This is a genomic window from Rhodoferax sp. GW822-FHT02A01 (assembly GCF_038784515.1).
In the GTDB taxonomy this organism is placed as follows: Bacteria; Pseudomonadota; Gammaproteobacteria; order Burkholderiales; family Burkholderiaceae_C; genus Allorhodoferax.
In genome coordinates, this window is record NZ_CP152376.1 from 2,620,891 (window position 1) to 2,635,775 (window position 14,885).

The 14,885-nt window shown below is 64.5% G+C and carries 13 protein-coding genes; 9 read left to right on the forward strand and 4 right to left on the reverse strand.

From position 1 onward, the window contains the following. Positions 1 to 35 precede the first annotated feature (35 nt). Positions 36 to 1,271 carry an MFS transporter gene (locus AAGF34_RS12360; RefSeq protein ID WP_342620900.1) on the forward strand — a complete coding sequence of 412 codons (1,236 nt, stop codon included), beginning with the start codon at positions 36 to 38 and terminating at the stop codon, positions 1,269 to 1,271. A gap of 10 nt (positions 1,272 to 1,281) precedes the next feature. On the opposite strand, the gene AAGF34_RS12365 is transcribed toward AAGF34_RS12360, so the two are convergent. Together AAGF34_RS12365 and AAGF34_RS12370 are read right to left on the reverse strand one after the other, a co-directional pair. Then, entirely contained in the window at positions 1,282 to 3,000 is a 1,719-nt protein-coding gene (locus AAGF34_RS12365; protein ID WP_342620901.1) for an FAD-dependent oxidoreductase, read from the reverse strand. Positions 3,001 to 3,002: 2 nt separating this feature from the next. Then, a complete protein-coding gene (locus AAGF34_RS12370) occupies positions 3,003 to 3,797 on the reverse strand; it encodes a ThiF family adenylyltransferase (protein ID WP_342620902.1) in 795 nt (264 codons plus the stop codon). 128 nt (positions 3,798 to 3,925) lie between these two features. Here AAGF34_RS12370 and AAGF34_RS12375 point away from each other — a divergent pair, with 128 nt between their 5' ends. The 7 genes from AAGF34_RS12375 to AAGF34_RS12405 all read left to right on the forward strand — a co-directional run bounded on the left by AAGF34_RS12375 (position 3,926) and on the right by AAGF34_RS12405 (position 12,226). Further along, entirely contained in the window at positions 3,926 to 4,981 is a 1,056-nt protein-coding gene (locus AAGF34_RS12375; RefSeq protein ID WP_342620903.1) for a Gfo/Idh/MocA family oxidoreductase, read from the forward strand. Continuing rightward, positions 4,978 to 5,811, forward strand: coding sequence for an IclR family transcriptional regulator (locus AAGF34_RS12380; RefSeq protein WP_342620904.1), 834 nt, complete (start codon positions 4,978 to 4,980; stop codon positions 5,809 to 5,811). The genes AAGF34_RS12375 and AAGF34_RS12380 overlap by 4 nt, the downstream gene beginning before the upstream one ends. A 23-nt stretch (positions 5,812 to 5,834) precedes the next feature. Beyond that, positions 5,835 to 7,565 (forward strand): FAD-dependent oxidoreductase, encoded by a 1,731-nt coding sequence (locus AAGF34_RS12385; protein WP_342620905.1) that lies wholly within the window; start codon positions 5,835 to 5,837, stop codon positions 7,563 to 7,565. 124 nt (positions 7,566 to 7,689) lie between these two features. After that, the gene (locus tag AAGF34_RS12390; RefSeq protein ID WP_342620906.1) at positions 7,690 to 8,316 is read left to right on the forward strand and encodes an NIPSNAP family protein; all 627 of its coding nucleotides are present in this window, start codon (positions 7,690 to 7,692) and stop codon (positions 8,314 to 8,316) included. A gap of 22 nt (positions 8,317 to 8,338) precedes the next feature. Beyond that, a complete protein-coding gene (locus AAGF34_RS12395; protein ID WP_342620907.1) occupies positions 8,339 to 9,151 on the forward strand; it encodes a TIM barrel protein in 813 nt (270 codons plus the stop codon). A 148-nt stretch (positions 9,152 to 9,299) separates the two neighbouring features. After that, positions 9,300 to 10,460 carry an acyl-CoA dehydrogenase family protein gene (locus AAGF34_RS12400; RefSeq protein ID WP_342620908.1) on the forward strand — a complete coding sequence of 387 codons (1,161 nt, stop codon included), beginning with the start codon at positions 9,300 to 9,302 and terminating at the stop codon, positions 10,458 to 10,460. Between the two features lie 191 nt (positions 10,461 to 10,651). After that, positions 10,652 to 12,226, forward strand: a complete 1,575-nt coding sequence (locus AAGF34_RS12405) for a CoA-transferase (protein WP_342620909.1) — start codon at positions 10,652 to 10,654, stop codon at positions 12,224 to 12,226. A gap of 12 nt (positions 12,227 to 12,238) precedes the next feature. Here AAGF34_RS12405 and AAGF34_RS12410 read toward each other — a convergent pair whose 3' ends face one another. Both AAGF34_RS12410 and AAGF34_RS12415 read right to left on the reverse strand, forming a co-directional pair. Then, positions 12,239 to 12,904, reverse strand: a complete 666-nt coding sequence (locus tag AAGF34_RS12410) for a DUF1345 domain-containing protein (protein ID WP_342620910.1) — start codon at positions 12,902 to 12,904, stop codon at positions 12,239 to 12,241. Positions 12,905 to 12,930: 26 nt separating this feature from the next. Beyond that, the gene (locus AAGF34_RS12415; RefSeq protein WP_342620911.1) at positions 12,931 to 13,818 is read right to left on the reverse strand and encodes a LysR substrate-binding domain-containing protein; all 888 of its coding nucleotides are present in this window, start codon (positions 13,816 to 13,818) and stop codon (positions 12,931 to 12,933) included. An 89-nt stretch (positions 13,819 to 13,907) separates the two neighbouring features. Here AAGF34_RS12415 and speB point away from each other — a divergent pair, with 89 nt between their 5' ends. After that, positions 13,908 to 14,870: an agmatinase gene (gene speB, locus AAGF34_RS12420; RefSeq protein WP_342620912.1), complete on the forward strand. Its 963-nt coding sequence runs from the start codon at positions 13,908 to 13,910 to the stop codon at positions 14,868 to 14,870. Positions 14,871 to 14,885 lie beyond the last annotated feature (15 nt).

A 14,885-nucleotide genomic window follows, 5' to 3' on the forward strand; every position in this document is an offset into this window, starting at 1 on the left:
CCAGGACCTGGCTGGCTGCAAGTCAATAATGGGCGATGTCTGCCACCGCTTTCAGTGAATCGCTGCGCCTGCTGCGCACCCGGCGCTTCGGTACCTTCTGGTGCGCTTCGCTGCTTTCCAACATCGGCACCTGGGCGCAACAGGTGGCCCAGCCCTGGCTGCTGCTCAGCCTGGGCGCTTCGCCCATGCTGCTGGGGCTGGATGCATTCGCGCTGGCGGCCCCCGTCTTCGTACTGACACTGGTGGGTGGCGCGCTGGCCGATACGGCGGATAGGCGCATGACGATTCTGCGCTTCCAGTCGGTGCAGATGCTGTGCCCGGTGGCCATTGTGTTGCTGCTGTATTTCCATGCGGTGCAGCCCTGGATGGTGATTGGCCTGTCGCTGGTGGTCGGCGTGACCGACGGCTTGTCCATGCCGTCTTTCCAGTCGATCGTTCCCAGCATCGTGGAGAAGCGCCAAATCGCCACCGGCATTGCGCTCAACTCCACCCAGTTCAACCTGTCACGCATCGCAGGGCCGGCAATTGCGGGGGTGCTGATGGGCAGCATGGGGGCAGCGGGTGCCTTCAGCGTCAGCGCCGCGTCGTACCTGCCTTTCATCCTGGTGGCGTTGTGGGTGCTGCCGCCTGCTAACAATGGGGCCAACGCTTCTTCTGGTTTTGCCTGGCTGCGCATGGTGGGCAATGTGCGCGCCGTCCTGGCCCAGCCGCTGTTGCGCTCAGCGCTGGCGACCGTGCTGGTTTCGGCGGTGCTGTGCGCGCCGATTGTGGTGTTCTGTCCGGTGCTGGTGCAGCAGGCCATGCATGGGGATGTGAGCCACTTCAGCATGGCGGTCGGGGCCTTTGGTGTAGGCGGTTTGCTGGGCGCCATCGCACTGCTGGGGCTGGACGCCCAGCGCGACCGGCGCGCCATCAGCACCGGCTTTGCCATTGCTTACGGCCTGGTGGTCATGCTGGCTTCGCAATGCACGTCACCCTGGGAGTTGGCGCTGCTGTTCGCCTGCGCGGGCTTTGCCATGACGCTTAGCAACACATCCGCCAACACCTTGCTGCAGTCCGCCGCGCAGGCGGAAGTGCGTGGCCAGAGTGTCAGCCTGTTCATGCTGGTCATGCGCGGCGGCATGGCCTTGGGTGGATTGCTCACCGGGCTGTCCGTCAGCCTGCTCGGCGTGCGTCAGGCCCTGTTTGCCAACGGCGCATTGGCCATTGGTTTGCAATTGCTGATCTGGCTGTTCTGGTCGCGCTCAGCCGGAGCCAGAGCGCGCTCCTGATCCTGGTGTATCAGCTCCTGGCGCGCGCGACGGCGTGCTGCGCTGCGATGCAGCCAAACACCAAACCCGGCCCGATGGTGATGCCCGGAGCGGTGTAGACGCCGCCCATGATGGAGTGCATGTCGTTGCCCACCGCGTAGAGCCCGCCTATGGGCTGGTCGTCGTCGCCCAGCACCTGTGCTTGGGTGTCGGTTGCAAGGCCCGTGGAAGCGCCTATGTCGCCCGGGTAGAGCTTGACCGCGTAAAACGGTGCAGTGGCAATCGGGCCCAGGTTGGGGTTCTTGTGGCCCGCCGTGGCGTCGCCGATGTTCTGCTGGTAGGCCGTCACGCCGCGGCCGAAGTCCGGGTCCACGCCGGTTTCGGCATAGCGGTTGATCTGCTGCACGCTGGCGACCAGTCCTTGTGCATCCACGCCCAGCTTGGCTGCTAGTTCTTCGAGTGTGGCGCCTTCGGTCAGGTAGCCATCGGCCAGAAAGGGTGCCAGTCCCTTGCCGCCCGGGCGCACCATGCCGACACCGTATTTGCGCAGGGCCTCGGCATCGCATACCAGGTAGGCTGGCACGGACGGGCTGGTCTTGTGGGCCTCCTGCATGGCCAGGCCGAACAGATGGTAGGAGGTGCTTTCGTTGACGAAGCGCTTGCCTGCCTGGTTGACGGTGATAAAGCCCGGCTTGGCGCGGTCCATCACAAAGTGGGGGAACACGGCGGTGCTGCCGTCGGCGCGCTTGCGCAGCGACACCGGTGCCCAGAAGGCGTCGCTCTTGCCTCCCGTGGCAAAGTGGGCGCCGTGTTGGCGCGCCAGCTCCAGTGCCACACCGGTGTGGCCGGGAGCACCGGGGCACCAGGCTTCATTGCCGCCGGGTAGCCGCTTCTGGCGTTCGGCGGCATTGCGGTTGAAGCCGCCCGATGCCAACACCACACCACCCTTGACCTGCACCGTGCAGAGCTTGCCGTTCTGGCGGAGTACCACGCTATGCACCGGGCCGTCCGCATCGCCCAGCTGCTCCAGCGAAGTGTTGAGCGCCAGTGTCACGTTGGGTCGTTTGGAGAGCGAATACAGCAGCCGTGCAATCAGGGCGTTACCCATCACCAGCCGTGTGCCGCGCGGGTAGCGCAGCCGGTCTGCGGCGTGGCGCAGGATGATGCGCACGGAGTGCTGGAACGAGGCCCAGGAGCCCGTCATGCCCAGCAGGTGGTTGATGTCGGTGCGGTCCACCATCATGCCGCCCAGCACGGTGAATTCGGGAATGGGTGGGCGGATCAGACCGAACAGATCACCCAGCAGCCGCCCGTCAAACGGCAGCGGCTCCAGTGCACGCCCGTTCAGGGTGGAACCGGGCAGGTCGGAGATGTAGTCGGGGTGTTTGGGGTAGGGCCGGTACTGCAAATCGCTCTGTGCCTCCAGGCGCTTGACGGCAGCGGCTCCATGGTCCAGAAAGGCCTGGCGCATGGCGGGTGCGGCATGGTTGCCGATGGCTGCGTCCAGGTAGGTGCGGGCGGCTTGCAGCGTGTCGGCGGGGTTCACCTTGGCTGCATGGTGCGTGCCCGGAACCCAGGTGGTTCCGGCCGACCAGGCGGTAGTGCCGCCCACGTACTGCGTGTGTTCCACCAGCAGCACCCGGGCGCCGTCCATGGCGGCAAACAGCGCGGCGGACATGCCGGCACCGCCGGCACCTATGACCACCACGTCGTAGCCGGCGGTGGCAGGCAGGGTTGTGAGCACTTCCATGGTTATCTGCCCAGCAGGAAGTCAACCATCAGGTCACGCACGCGGCCAAACATGTGCGCCCCGGTCATGGTCTTGCAGCCCTTGGCACGCGCCGCGGCAATCAGCGGCGTGATGGCGGGCTGGGTGATGACGCAGCCGACAAACATGTCTGCGCTGAGTTTGTCGGCCTGCAGTGGATAGGGGTCGCCGTCCTTCATGCCGACCGGGGTGGCGTTGATCACCACATCGAAGCCGCTGGGGTCGGCGCTGCCGCTGGTCACTGGGCAACGCTGGAGACCGGCCAGGCGCTGGATCAGGGTCTCGCGCCGCGTGCTGTCCTCGTCGTAAATGGCCAGCTCTCGCACACCGGCCGTGACCAGCGCATGGGCAATGGCCGAACCGGCGCCGCCAGCGCCCACCAGCAGAGCCTTCTTGCCCTGGGGCTCGCAGCCGTTGTCACGCATGGCGGAGACAAAGCCCAGGCCGTCGAACATGTCGCCATGCCAGCTGCCGTCGGGGTTGCGGCGCATGGTGTTGACGGTGTGCAGGAATGCGGCGCGCTCTGACGTGCTGCCGCACAGGTCGTGGCAGGCAAATTTGTGCGGCACGGTGACGATGATGCCGTCCACATTTTTGGCCAGTGACACGCCGGCCACCCAGGCGGGCAGATCGGCAGGAGCCACATGGGCCGGCATGACGTAGGCGTTATTGCCGTGGTCGTGAAAGGCCTGGGTTACGCCGGCGGGGGACTTTACCTGGGCGATTGGGTCACCCACGATGAAATGGACACGGGTAGCACCGTTGAGCGGGTCGGACATGGAGAGGTCTCGCAAATGGTTTTTTGAAAAAGTGGGTGAATGGTACATAAAAGTGGAATGATGTTCAACTATTGATTTATGTTCCGATTTTATTTACACTGGCGCAAACACCACGGATCGCCATAACCATGTCCCTTTCTTCCAAGACCCAGATTGCCTTGTTCGGCGCCGGCGGCATTGGCCGCACCCATATCGACCGCATCACCCGCAGCAGCAACCTGAATCTGGCAGGCATTGCCGACCCCAGCGACGCGGCCAAGGCTATGGCGCAGAGCCTGAACGTGCCCTGGTTTGCCAACCACATGGACTTGCTGGACAGCATCCAACCCCAGGGTGCCATCGTGGCCACACCCAATTCCCTGCACATCACCCAAGCCGTGGACTGCCTGGAGCGTGGTGTTGCGGCACTGGTGGAAAAGCCCGTGGCCGATACCGTGGCCGAGGCACAGCAGCTGGTGGATGTGCAGGCGCGCACGGGCGTGCCCGTGCTGGTGGGGCACCACCGCCGCCACAACCCCATCAACCGGCGTGCCCGCAAGATCGTGCAGGACGGCACCCTGGGCCGCATGGTCAGTGCCAATGTGATGGCCACCTTTTTCAAGCCCGATACGTACTTTGATGCCGCCTGGCGCCGCAGCAAGGGCGGCGGCCCCATCCTGATCAACCTGATCCACGAAATCGACATGCTGCGCTTTCTGTGCGGCGAGATCACCACAGTGCAGGCACTGGGCAGCAACGCGGTGCGCGGCTTTGAGGTGGAAGACACGGCCGCTGCCGTGCTGCGTTTTGCCAATGGTGCGCTGGGCACGGTGGTGCTGTCTGACACTGCCACCGCGCCCTGGTGCTGGGACTTCTGTGCCGCCGAGCAGGACCAGTACCCGCGCCAGAACGTGCAGTCGCACTTCATTGCCGGAACGCATGGCTCGCTCTCGCTGCCTGACCTGCAGCTCTGGAGCTACCGCGGCGAGCGCAGCTGGTACGCCGAGATGACGCAGGAGAAAACCTTCGTCCACAAGGACGATCCCTACACCATGCAATTGCAGCACTTTGCAGCCGTCATTGCCGGTGCCGAGGCGCCGCTGTGCAGTGCGCTGGACGGCCTGCGCACCCTGCAGGCCACGCTGGCGGTGAGCGAGGCGGCGAGTACCGGCAACACCGTACAACTGCCAGGGGCAGCAGCATGAGCGGCGTGCTGGAAAGAACCCTGGGCATTCTGGAATTGCTGTCCAAGCATGGCGAAGGCCTGGAGCTTGCCGCCATTGCCGACCAGCTCAACATTCCCCGCAGCGGCACGCACCGCCTGTTGGCCGATCTGGTGAAGTACGGCTACGTGCGCCAGACGCGCGACCACGGCGACTACATCCTCACCACCAAGCTGGTGGCCATGGGCCTGTCCTACCTCAGCAACAGCGGCATCGTGGATATTGCCCAGCCGTTGCTCAATCACCTGGCCGAAGTCTCGGGTGAGTTGACGCGTTTGTCGGTGGTGGACGGCGAGCGCCTGACCTGGGTGGCGCGAGCCCAGGGCGCACGCCAAGGGCTGCGCTACGACCCCGACATGGGCAGTGATGCGCGCCTGTCGTGCTCATCCTCCGGTTGGGCCTGGCTTTCAACCATGAGCGATGACGATGCGCTGGCCTGCGTATCCCGCCAGGGGCTGGGCAAGCCCGAAGAGTTTGGTCCCAACGCGCCTACCACCCTGCAGGAAGTCATGACCCAGGTGCAGGCCACGCGTGCGCGCGGCTACAGCATCACGATAGATACCTATTCCCTGGGCCTGAGCGCCATCTCTGCGCCGGTGCGCTTTGCCAACCAGCCGGCCATCGGTGTGCTGACCATCGCGGGGCCCACCGTGCGCCTGTCGCTGGAGCGCATGCAAGGCCTGGCGGCTGAACTGGTGAACGTGGCCCATCAACTGGCAGCCGCCAGCAGTGCATCGCCCTTCTTTGCCAAGACGGGCATGCACTCCGGCGTGCCGGCCAGTGCCGGACGCACGCCCATCTACGCACCCTGAGTCAAAGCGCGTTTCTATAAACCATGTCTGCAACTTCCTACGCAACGCCGGTGCTGGACTGCGACCTGTTGGTCATCGGTTCCGGCGCCGGTGGGTTGTCCGCCGCGGTCACTGCCGCGCATCTGGGGCTGAAGGTCATCGTGGCCGAGAAGGACCCGCAATACGGCGGCACCACCGCGTGGTCGGGGGGCTGGATGTGGATACCGCGCAACCCGCTGGCCACCGAGGCGGGCATTGTGGAAGACATCAGCGTGCCCCTGTCCTACCTGCGCCATGAACTGGGCGCGCAGTTTGACGAAGCCCGTGCGCTGGCGTTCTTGCAGGCCGGGCCGAAGATGGTGGAGTTCTTTCGCAACAACACGGCGCTGCAATTCATTGATGGCAATGGCATCCCCGACTTCCATGGCAACACGCCCGATGCATCCACGGGCGGACGCTCGATTTGCGCGGCGCCCTTTGACGCCAGGCGGCTGGGGCCGCGCATCGCTGCGCTCAAGCCGCCTCTGCCGGAGACCACGCTGTGGGGCATGGGTATTGCATCAGGTGCGGAGCTGCGTCATTTTCTGAATGCGCTGCGCAAACCTGCTTCGTTCTGGTACGTGGCGCGTCGGGTGCTGGGCTACGGGCGCGACCTGCTGCTGCATGGCCGTGGCATGCGCCGTGTCAACGGCAATGCGCTGGTGGCCGCGCTGGCCGCTTCAGCTTTCGAGAAGGGCGTGGACATCCGCACCAGCAGCCCCGCCAAGCGCCTGCTGACCGAGGACGCCCGAGTGGTGGGTGCCGTGTTGGCTGGCCCACAGGGCGATGTCACGGTGCGCTCGCGCTGCGGCGTGGTGCTGGCCTGTGGCGGCTTTCCGCATGACGTGCAACGCAAGAAGGAACTGCTGCCCCACGCTGAAACGGGTGTGGAGCACTGGTCCGCCGCCTCGCGTGGCAACACCGGCGATGGCCTGCGCCTGGGCGAATCGACGGGTGGTGTGGTGGCCAAAGATTTGGTGCAGGCCGCCGCACTGGCACCGGTATCGCTGGTGCCGCGCGCCGACGGCAGCGTGGCGCATTTCCCGCATCTGATCGAACGTGCCAAGCCGGGGCTGATAGCAGTGACAGACAAGGGCGAGCGCTTCACCAACGAAGCCGATTCGTACCACGACTTCATGCAAGGCCTGCTGCGCGTCACGCCCAAAGGGCAGACGGTGCGGGCCTGGCTGGTGTGCGACCACGCCTTTATCCGGCGTTATGGGCTGGGCGCAGTCAAGCCTGCGCCCATGCCGTTGAGCCCCATGCTGGACAACGGCTACCTCCAGCGCGGCACCACACTGGCCGAGCTGGCAAACAACTGTGGCATCAGCGTGCTGGGGCTGGAGCGCACGGTGCAGCGCTACAACCAGATGGCGCTGACCGGTGTGGACCAGGAATTTGCTAAAGGCCAGACGCCTTACAACCGCATCCAGGGCGATTCCGTGGAAGCACAACGCCAGAGCCTGTCCAACCCCTGCATGGCGCCGCTTGCACGCGCCCCTTTCTATGCCGTCGAGGTGGTCGCGGGTAGCCTGGGTACCTTTGCCGGTCTGAGCGTGAACAACGAGGCCCAGGTGCTTGACGCACAAGGCAAGCCCATCGCTGGCCTGTATGCCGGTGGCAACGACATGAACAGCATGATGGGCGGCAACTATCCCAGCGGCGGCATCACGCTGGGGCCGGCCATGACCTTCGGTTTTATCGCGGCGCACCACGCTGCGGGGAGGAGTGGGTAGGCCGTTTCGTCCGTGTCCCCCGCCCTTCGGGCTCCTCCTTTACCTACCGAAACGGCCTACCCACTCCTCCCCGCCCCCCACTGAGCCCCACCTTGAAAACCACTAACCAAGAGATCCAACCACCATGTACTACGAACTCGCCACCATGACCCTGCCTTTCGGCACCGCAGGCACCGCTGCCACCAACGTGCAGGCCTATGCCACCTCTGCGGACGCCCAGGGCGAACTGCTGGGTTGCTGGTTTACCGACATCGGCGTGCTCAACCAGATGATCGTGCTGCGTGGCTTTGCCGATCTAGCCACGCTGCAAGCCGAGCGCGAGCGCACGCAGAAGAGCGCCAGTCCGCTCGGCTGCGGCGACATTTTTCAGACGCTGGAACAGCACAGCTACAAAGGCTTCCCCTGGATGAAGCCAGTGCGCCCCAGTGCCGAGTCCGGCATCGTGGGGCCGGTGTACGAGATACGCACCTACGGCATCAAGACCGGCGGCGTGCAGCCCACGATTGACCTGTGGGAGCAATACGTGCCGCCGCGCGAAAAACTCTCGCCCTGCGTGGTGGCCATGGTGGCACTGGATGGCCCGCTGCGCTTCACCAACATCTGGGCCTACCCCACGCTGGATGCGCGCAGCAAGGCACGCGCCGATGCGGTTGCGCAAGGCATCTGGCCACCCAAGGGCGGCCCGGCGCATCTGACCACCAATATGGTGTCCACCATTGCGCTGCCTACACCGGTTTCCCCTTTGAAATGACGCACTCCCAGGGCTTCTGAACATGCGCACCTACTCTCTTGCCTATCTGACTTCCCACCGCTGCACGCCACCCGAGGCGATCCGGGTTGCCTCGGCCAACGGCTACGCCTTTGTGGGTCTGCGCCTGTGGCCCAATGCGCCGGGCGCGCCGCAACAGCATCTGCTGGGCCAGCCCGACGTGCTGCGCGAGACGCTGGCCGCGCAGCAGGACACAGGCGTGGGTGTGTTTGATCTGGAGATCATCCGCATCGGTGAACAGTTCGACCCGCACACATGGGACGCCCTGTACGACGCCGGTGCGGCGTTGAAAGCCAAAGCCATTCTGGTGGCGGGCGATGACAAAGACGAAGCGCGCCTCACGGCCAACTACGCGCGCCTGTGCGAAGTGATGCAGCCCTACGGCATGACCGCAGACCTGGAGTTCATGCCCTGGACGGCAGTGCCCGATGCCAACAGCGCCCTGCGCATCATCCGCAATGCTGGCATGCCATCCAACGCGGGCATTCTGGTGGACGCCCTGCATGTGGGCCGCTCACACACCACGCTGGATGACATACGTGCCATTCCGCGCGCGCTGCTGCATTACGCGCAGATCTGCGATGCGGTGGCCGGCACCCACTTCACCACCGAAGAAATGATCCATACGGCGCGCTGCGAGCGCCTGTTGCCCGGCGACGGAACCATTGACGTGCAGGGCCTGTTTGACGCCTTGCCGGCAGACCTGCCCATCAGTGTGGAGGTGGTGAACCTTGCGCGCGAAGCCCATGCCGACCCGAGCGAGTGGGCTGCCATCTGCATGGCCGCCAGCCGCCCGTTCGTGGAACCACGCGGTTAGAGAACCAGGGCCTTGCCATGCTGATTGCCGTTGACCGCATCTCGCGTCTGCCGTTTTTCTTTGGAGCGCGCTGGTTCAGCAGCGCCTGAGTTCCGGTGTTTCCTTAGCCGAACCACCCGACTCCCTTTGAAATACCGAAAGCAAGACCATGGACTTTTCCCTGAACGAAGAACAGAAGATGATGATCGACACCGTGGGTCGATTCATCGCCGAAGAATGCAAGCCGCTGGAAGATGAACTCGAAGCGCACGGCGCGCTGGACCCAGCCAAGGCGCAGGCCCTGCATGCCAAGTCCAAGGCACTGGGCCTGTACGCGCTCAACATGCCGGCGGAGCTGGGTGGTGGCGGCCTCTCGGTGCTGGACCGCATCCTGTGCGAAGAGCAGTTCGGCCACACCAGCGACTACCTGATTCGTCGCGCCTTCGGCAATGTGTATGAACCGCTGTTGCATTGCAAAGGTCCACAGGTGGAGCGTTGGCTCAAGCCCACGGTGGAAGGATTGCGCACCTGCGCCATCGCCATCACCGAGCCCGGCGCCGGATCGGACGCGGCCGGTATCAAGACAAACGCAAAGAAGACCGATGCGGGCTGGGTGCTCAACGGCAGCAAGCATTTCATCAGCGACGGCGAGTGGAGCGACTTCTTCCTGGTCTCGGCCAAGACCGGCGAGAAGGAGATCAGCATGTTCATGGTGGACAAGGGCCTGGCCGGCTTCACCGTGGGCAAGGACCAGAAAATGATGGGCCTGCGTGGCACGCCGCATCTGGAACTGTTCTTCGACAACGTGGCGCTGGAAGATGCCGCTCTGCTGGGCGAAGTGGGCCAGGGCTTCAAGCTCGCCATGGGTGCACTCAATGTGGTGCGGTTGGCCCAGGTGGGCGCCCGCGCGGTGGGCAAGGCCAGCCATGTGTGCGAGCTGATGGTGGGCTATGCAAACGACCGCAAGCAGTTCAACACCCGTATCGGTGACTTCCAGATGGTGCAGCAGCAGATCGCCGACAGCGTGATCGAGATCAACGCGGCGCGCTGGATGGTGTACCACGCGGCCTGGATGATGGACCAGGGGCTGGATGCGCGTGAGCAGGTGGCCATGGTGAAGGTGCATGCGGCCGAGACGCTGGGGCGCGTGGTAGACCGGGCGGTGCAGATCTTCGGTGGCATGGGGTTCTGCAAGGAGCTGGCGATTGAACGCTATTACCGCGATGCGCGCATCTACCGCATCTTTGATGGCACCAGTGAGATTCACCGCGGGGTCATTGCCAAGAGCACCCTGAAGAAGGGTGCTGCTTTGTTTGATGTGAATCGGTAGTTTGCGCTCATGCGGGGTGGCGTTGGCGTGGGCCGGAGCAAGGGGATGGGCGGACTCCTCATGCTGGAGTACCAGAAATCGTCGCCCGCCCATCCCCTTGCTCCGGCTGCGGCGCGCAGCGGAGGACTACCCCTCGTGCAAACACCTTTGGCTTTTCGACGCCAGCCCATAACCCAACAAGAGACAAGACCATGAGCAAATTCATGACAGCCGCCGAAGCGGCAAACCTCATCAACGACGGCGACACCATAGGCCTGATGGGCGGCGGTGGTGGCCTGATGGAAGCCACCCATATGTTTGAGGCCGTGCAACACCGCTTCCTCACTACCCAATCCCCGCGCAACCTCAGCTTCGTTCACGCCCTGGGCATAGGCGACAAGAAAACCAAGGGCATGAACTGCTTTGCCCACGAAGGCCTGGTGCGCAAGGTCATAGGCGGCCACTGGGTCTGGTCACCGGCCATGCAGCAGCTTGCACGCGACAACAAGATCGAGGCCTACATCCTGCCCGGCGGCGTCTCCAGCCAGCTCATGCGCGAGATCGGCGCGGGCCGGCCCGGCCTCATCACCCACGTGGGCCTGGGCACCGTGTGCGACCCGCGCCATGGTGGTGGCCGCATGAACGAAGCGGCCCGTGACGATCTGGCCGAGGTCATCCAGATGGATGGTCACGAGTACCTGCGCTACAAACCGTTCCCCATCCATGTGGCCATCGTGCGTGCCAGTGCCGCGGATGAAGAGGGCAACATCAGCTTCGAGCACGAGGCGGCCAATCTGGACGCGCAGTCGCTGGCATTGGCTGCGCGCAACAGCGGCGGCAAGGTCATCGTGCAGGTGCGCGAGCGTCTGCCCAAGGGCGCGCTCAAGGCGCGCGAGGTGCGCATTCCCGGTGCCTGGATGGACGCCATCGTGGTGGATGCCAACCAGCAGGTCAGCTATGCCATTCCGTTTGATCCGGCCTTCAGTGGCGAGCTCACGGGGCAGGAGCGTGCGGCCAGTGAAGCCGCCGACCATGCGGCCGAAGTGGCTGCCGCGCAGGAAGCCTTTGGCGAGCGGCAGGCGGTGGCACGCCGCGCCTATCAGGAGATCTTCAACACCGGCAAGGCGCGCCCCATCATCAACTACGGCGTGGGTGTGCCCGACGCGGTGGCCAAGATGATTGCCGCGCGCAACGAGCACCACCGCATCTACCAGACCATCGAGCACGGCACCTACGGCGGTACGTTGATGGACGGCGTGCTGTTCGGCTACGCGCGCAATGCCACGGCCATGCTGGACGCGGCCACGCAGTTCGACTTCTACGGCGGTGGCGGGCTGGACGTGGCCTTTCTGGGCTTTGGCGAGTTCGACCAGGAGGGCAGCGTCAACGTCTCGCGCCTGGGCGGCATCACCGTGGGACCCGGCGGTTTTATCGACATTGCCCAGAACGCCCGCAAGGTGGTGTTCTGCGGCACGTTGGCGGCCAAGGGGGTGCAGCTGCAGACCGGTGACGGGCAGATGCGGGTGCTGCAGCAGGGGGCCGTGAAGAAACTGGTGCAGCGCGTGGACCAGATCACCTTCAGCGGACCGCAGGGTCTGGTGCGCGGACAGGAGGTGCTCTACCTCACCGAGCGCGGCAGCTTTCGGCTCACGGCGCAAGGTATCGAGCTGTTTGAAATCGCACCGGGCATTGACCTGCAGCGCGACATCCTGGACCAGATGGAATTCACGCCCCAGGTGGCACAGCCGCTGCGTGTGATGGACAGCGCGCACTTCCGCGCCGCCTAAGGGGCTGCGGCCTCAGAACAGGCCGGATGCGATGTTGATGGTCAGCGCCAGCAGCGTGGTGTTGAAGAAGAAGGCCAGCATGCAATGCACGATGCCGGTCCTGCGCATGCGGCGGCTGCTCAGTGCCACGTCGGCGGTCTGGGCCGAGGTGCCGATCACCACGGCGAAGTACAGAAAGTCGGCGTAGTCGGGCGGCTCGTTGCCGGGAAAGTCCAGGCCGCCATGGGCGCCTCGGGTGGCCGTGGCGTAGTAATCGTGCGCGTAATGCAGGGCAAACATGGTCTGGGTGAACACCCAGGAGGTCGCAATCGTCAGCGCCGCCAGCGCGATGTGGGCGTAGCGTATTTCTCCCTGCAGTTCCTTGACGATGCCCAGCTCGGCCACGATGGCACCGACGCAGGCCATGGCCGCCGTGATCACCAGCACCAGAATCACTGTGCTGCCTTCGTCCTGTTTGAGCGCCCGCTCACGCATGCGGTCGTGCGAGGAGCGCGCCATCATCACCAGGGCCAGCAACAGATACAGCACCGCGGTGACGTTCCAGCCGATCAGGGCGCGGGTCACCATCTGGTGCGCAATGGACTGCGGCAACCACAGGTAGGTGGCCAGACCCATGCCGATGCTGATCAACAGACGGGGCCGGGCCAGCAGGATGCGAAAGGGGGGGATGTTGACCATGTCGGGGCACTATACCTGCCGCGCGCTCAGGGTTCGCGTGCGGCCTTGAGCAACCATTGAAACGCCAAGTTGGCAAACGGCGTGCGCGGTGTAAGCCGAGAGCGCATCAGCCAGAAACGCTGCCGCGACACGGTGGGGATCTGCGTGAGCATCACCACGCGCTGCTCGCGCAGGGCCTGCTCGGCGATGGTGTGCGACATCAGGCTGATGCCCTGCTCACGCATGGTGGCTTCCAGCAGCAGGCGGCTGTCGTCCATGGTGGCGCCGCGCGTGATGCGCAGTTTTTTCAAGGCTGGGGTCGACAGCCGTCCGTCCCATTGGGGTTCGCTCTCCAGCATCAGCAGCGGTGCTTTTTCTAATACCTTGGGGTAGGGCGTGGCGCCTATGCGCTGCGCGGTCAGCGGGCCGCACAGGCCCACGGCATAGTCTTCCACCAAGGCGGCACATTCCACATCGGCGGTGTGGATGGGGCGGCGAGAGATCACCAGGTCCACGTCGATGCGGTCGATCTCGCGCACCGTGTTGGCGGTGATGAACCAGATTTCCACACCCGGATGGTCGCGCCGCATGGCGTCCAGGCGCGACAGTAGCCAGCCCTGGGCAAAGTCGGCCGGGCAGGCAATCAGCAGCGAGTCCTGGCTCTTGTAGGGTTCGATCCGGTCCAGCCCGGCGGAGAGGCGAGACAGGGTCTCGCGCACGGTCTCGTGCAGCAGTTCGCCAGCGGCAGTGAGCCCCACGCCCTTGCCATTGCGAAAGAACAGGCTTTGGCCCAGCGACTCCTCCAGCTTGAGCAACTGCTGGCTGACAGCTGACTGGGTCAGCGACAGCTCTTCGGCCGCGCGGGAGAAGCTGCCCAGGCGGGCGGCGGCATCGAATGCCACCAGGCTCTTGAATGGGGGCAGTGGCTGGCTCATAGTATTAATTAAATTAATTTCTAACCAAGCATAGCTAATTGCTTGGGCGGGGTAAATCCCGGACCATTGCCTGCATGACAGGAACCCCTATGACCGACCCCACCACCCATGGCGATAGCGCCATCACCCGCAGCAACCAAAGAGGCTATGAAAAGGAAAACACCTTTGCCGGCGTGCTCTCCTTCATGCGCCGCCAGTACACCAAGGATCTGAGCGATGCCCATGTGGTGGTCTCCGGCGTGCCGCTGGACCTGGCCACCACCTACCGCAGCGGCGCCCGTCTGGGGCCGGCCGCCATACGGGCTGCCTCGGTGCAGATGAACGAGATGCTGCACCCCTGGGGCTATGGGCCGTGTGATCGCCTGTCGGTCATCGACTACGGCGACTGCTGGCTGGACCCGCACAACCCGCTCACCGTCTTCTCCAGCATCCATGCGCATGCACAAAAGATACTGGCCTCCGGCGCGCAGATGCTCACACTGGGGGGCGACCACTACATCACCTACCCGCTGCTCAAGGCCCATGCCGAGCAACATGGTGCGCCCTTGTCCATCATCCACTTCGATGCGCACTGCGACACCTGGGCGGATGACGAGCCGCTGTCCCTGAACCACGGCTCCATGTTCTACAAGGCCATCAAGGACGGGCTGATAGACCCGCAGCGCTCGGTGCAGATCGGCATACGCACCTGGAACGAGGACTTCATGGGTGTGCAGGTGCTGGGCGCCGACTGGGTGCACGAGCACGGCGTAGCCGCCACGGTGCAGAAGGTGCGCAGCATCGTGGGCGACCACCCCACCTACCTGACCTTTGACATCGATTGCCTAGACCCGGCGTACGCGCCGGGCACGGGCACCCCCGTGGCGGGTGGCCTGAGTTCGGCACAGGCGCTGGCCATTCTGCGCAAGCTGGTGGGTTTGCGCTGGGTGGGCATGGATGTGGTGGAAGTGGCACCTGCCTACGACCACAGCGATATCACCGCGCTGGCTGCCGCGCAGATTGCCGCCGAGATGCTGTGCCTGTTGGCCGAGCAGCATGCTTCCAACCACTGAACCCAAGCGAGAAAC

Coding starts and splice junctions, on each gene's coding strand:
- AAGF34_RS12360 (WP_342620900.1), top strand. CDS start 36: ATGTCTGCCACCGCTTTCAGTGAATCGCTGCGCCTGCTGCGCACCCGG.
- AAGF34_RS12365 (WP_342620901.1), bottom strand. CDS start 3,000: ATGGAAGTGCTCACAACCCTGCCTGCCACCGCCGGCTACGACGTGGTG.
- AAGF34_RS12370 (WP_342620902.1), bottom strand. CDS start 3,797: ATGTCCGACCCGCTCAACGGTGCTACCCGTGTCCATTTCATCGTGGGT.
- AAGF34_RS12375 (WP_342620903.1), top strand. CDS start 3,926: ATGTCCCTTTCTTCCAAGACCCAGATTGCCTTGTTCGGCGCCGGCGGC.
- AAGF34_RS12380 (WP_342620904.1), top strand. CDS start 4,978: ATGAGCGGCGTGCTGGAAAGAACCCTGGGCATTCTGGAATTGCTGTCC.
- AAGF34_RS12385 (WP_342620905.1), top strand. CDS start 5,835: ATGTCTGCAACTTCCTACGCAACGCCGGTGCTGGACTGCGACCTGTTG.
- AAGF34_RS12390 (WP_342620906.1), top strand. CDS start 7,690: ATGTACTACGAACTCGCCACCATGACCCTGCCTTTCGGCACCGCAGGC.
- AAGF34_RS12395 (WP_342620907.1), top strand. CDS start 8,339: ATGCGCACCTACTCTCTTGCCTATCTGACTTCCCACCGCTGCACGCCA.
- AAGF34_RS12400 (WP_342620908.1), top strand. CDS start 9,300: ATGGACTTTTCCCTGAACGAAGAACAGAAGATGATGATCGACACCGTG.
- AAGF34_RS12405 (WP_342620909.1), top strand. CDS start 10,652: ATGAGCAAATTCATGACAGCCGCCGAAGCGGCAAACCTCATCAACGAC.
- AAGF34_RS12410 (WP_342620910.1), bottom strand. CDS start 12,904: ATGGTCAACATCCCCCCCTTTCGCATCCTGCTGGCCCGGCCCCGTCTG.
- AAGF34_RS12415 (WP_342620911.1), bottom strand. CDS start 13,818: ATGAGCCAGCCACTGCCCCCATTCAAGAGCCTGGTGGCATTCGATGCC.
- speB (WP_342620912.1), top strand. CDS start 13,908: ATGACCGACCCCACCACCCATGGCGATAGCGCCATCACCCGCAGCAAC.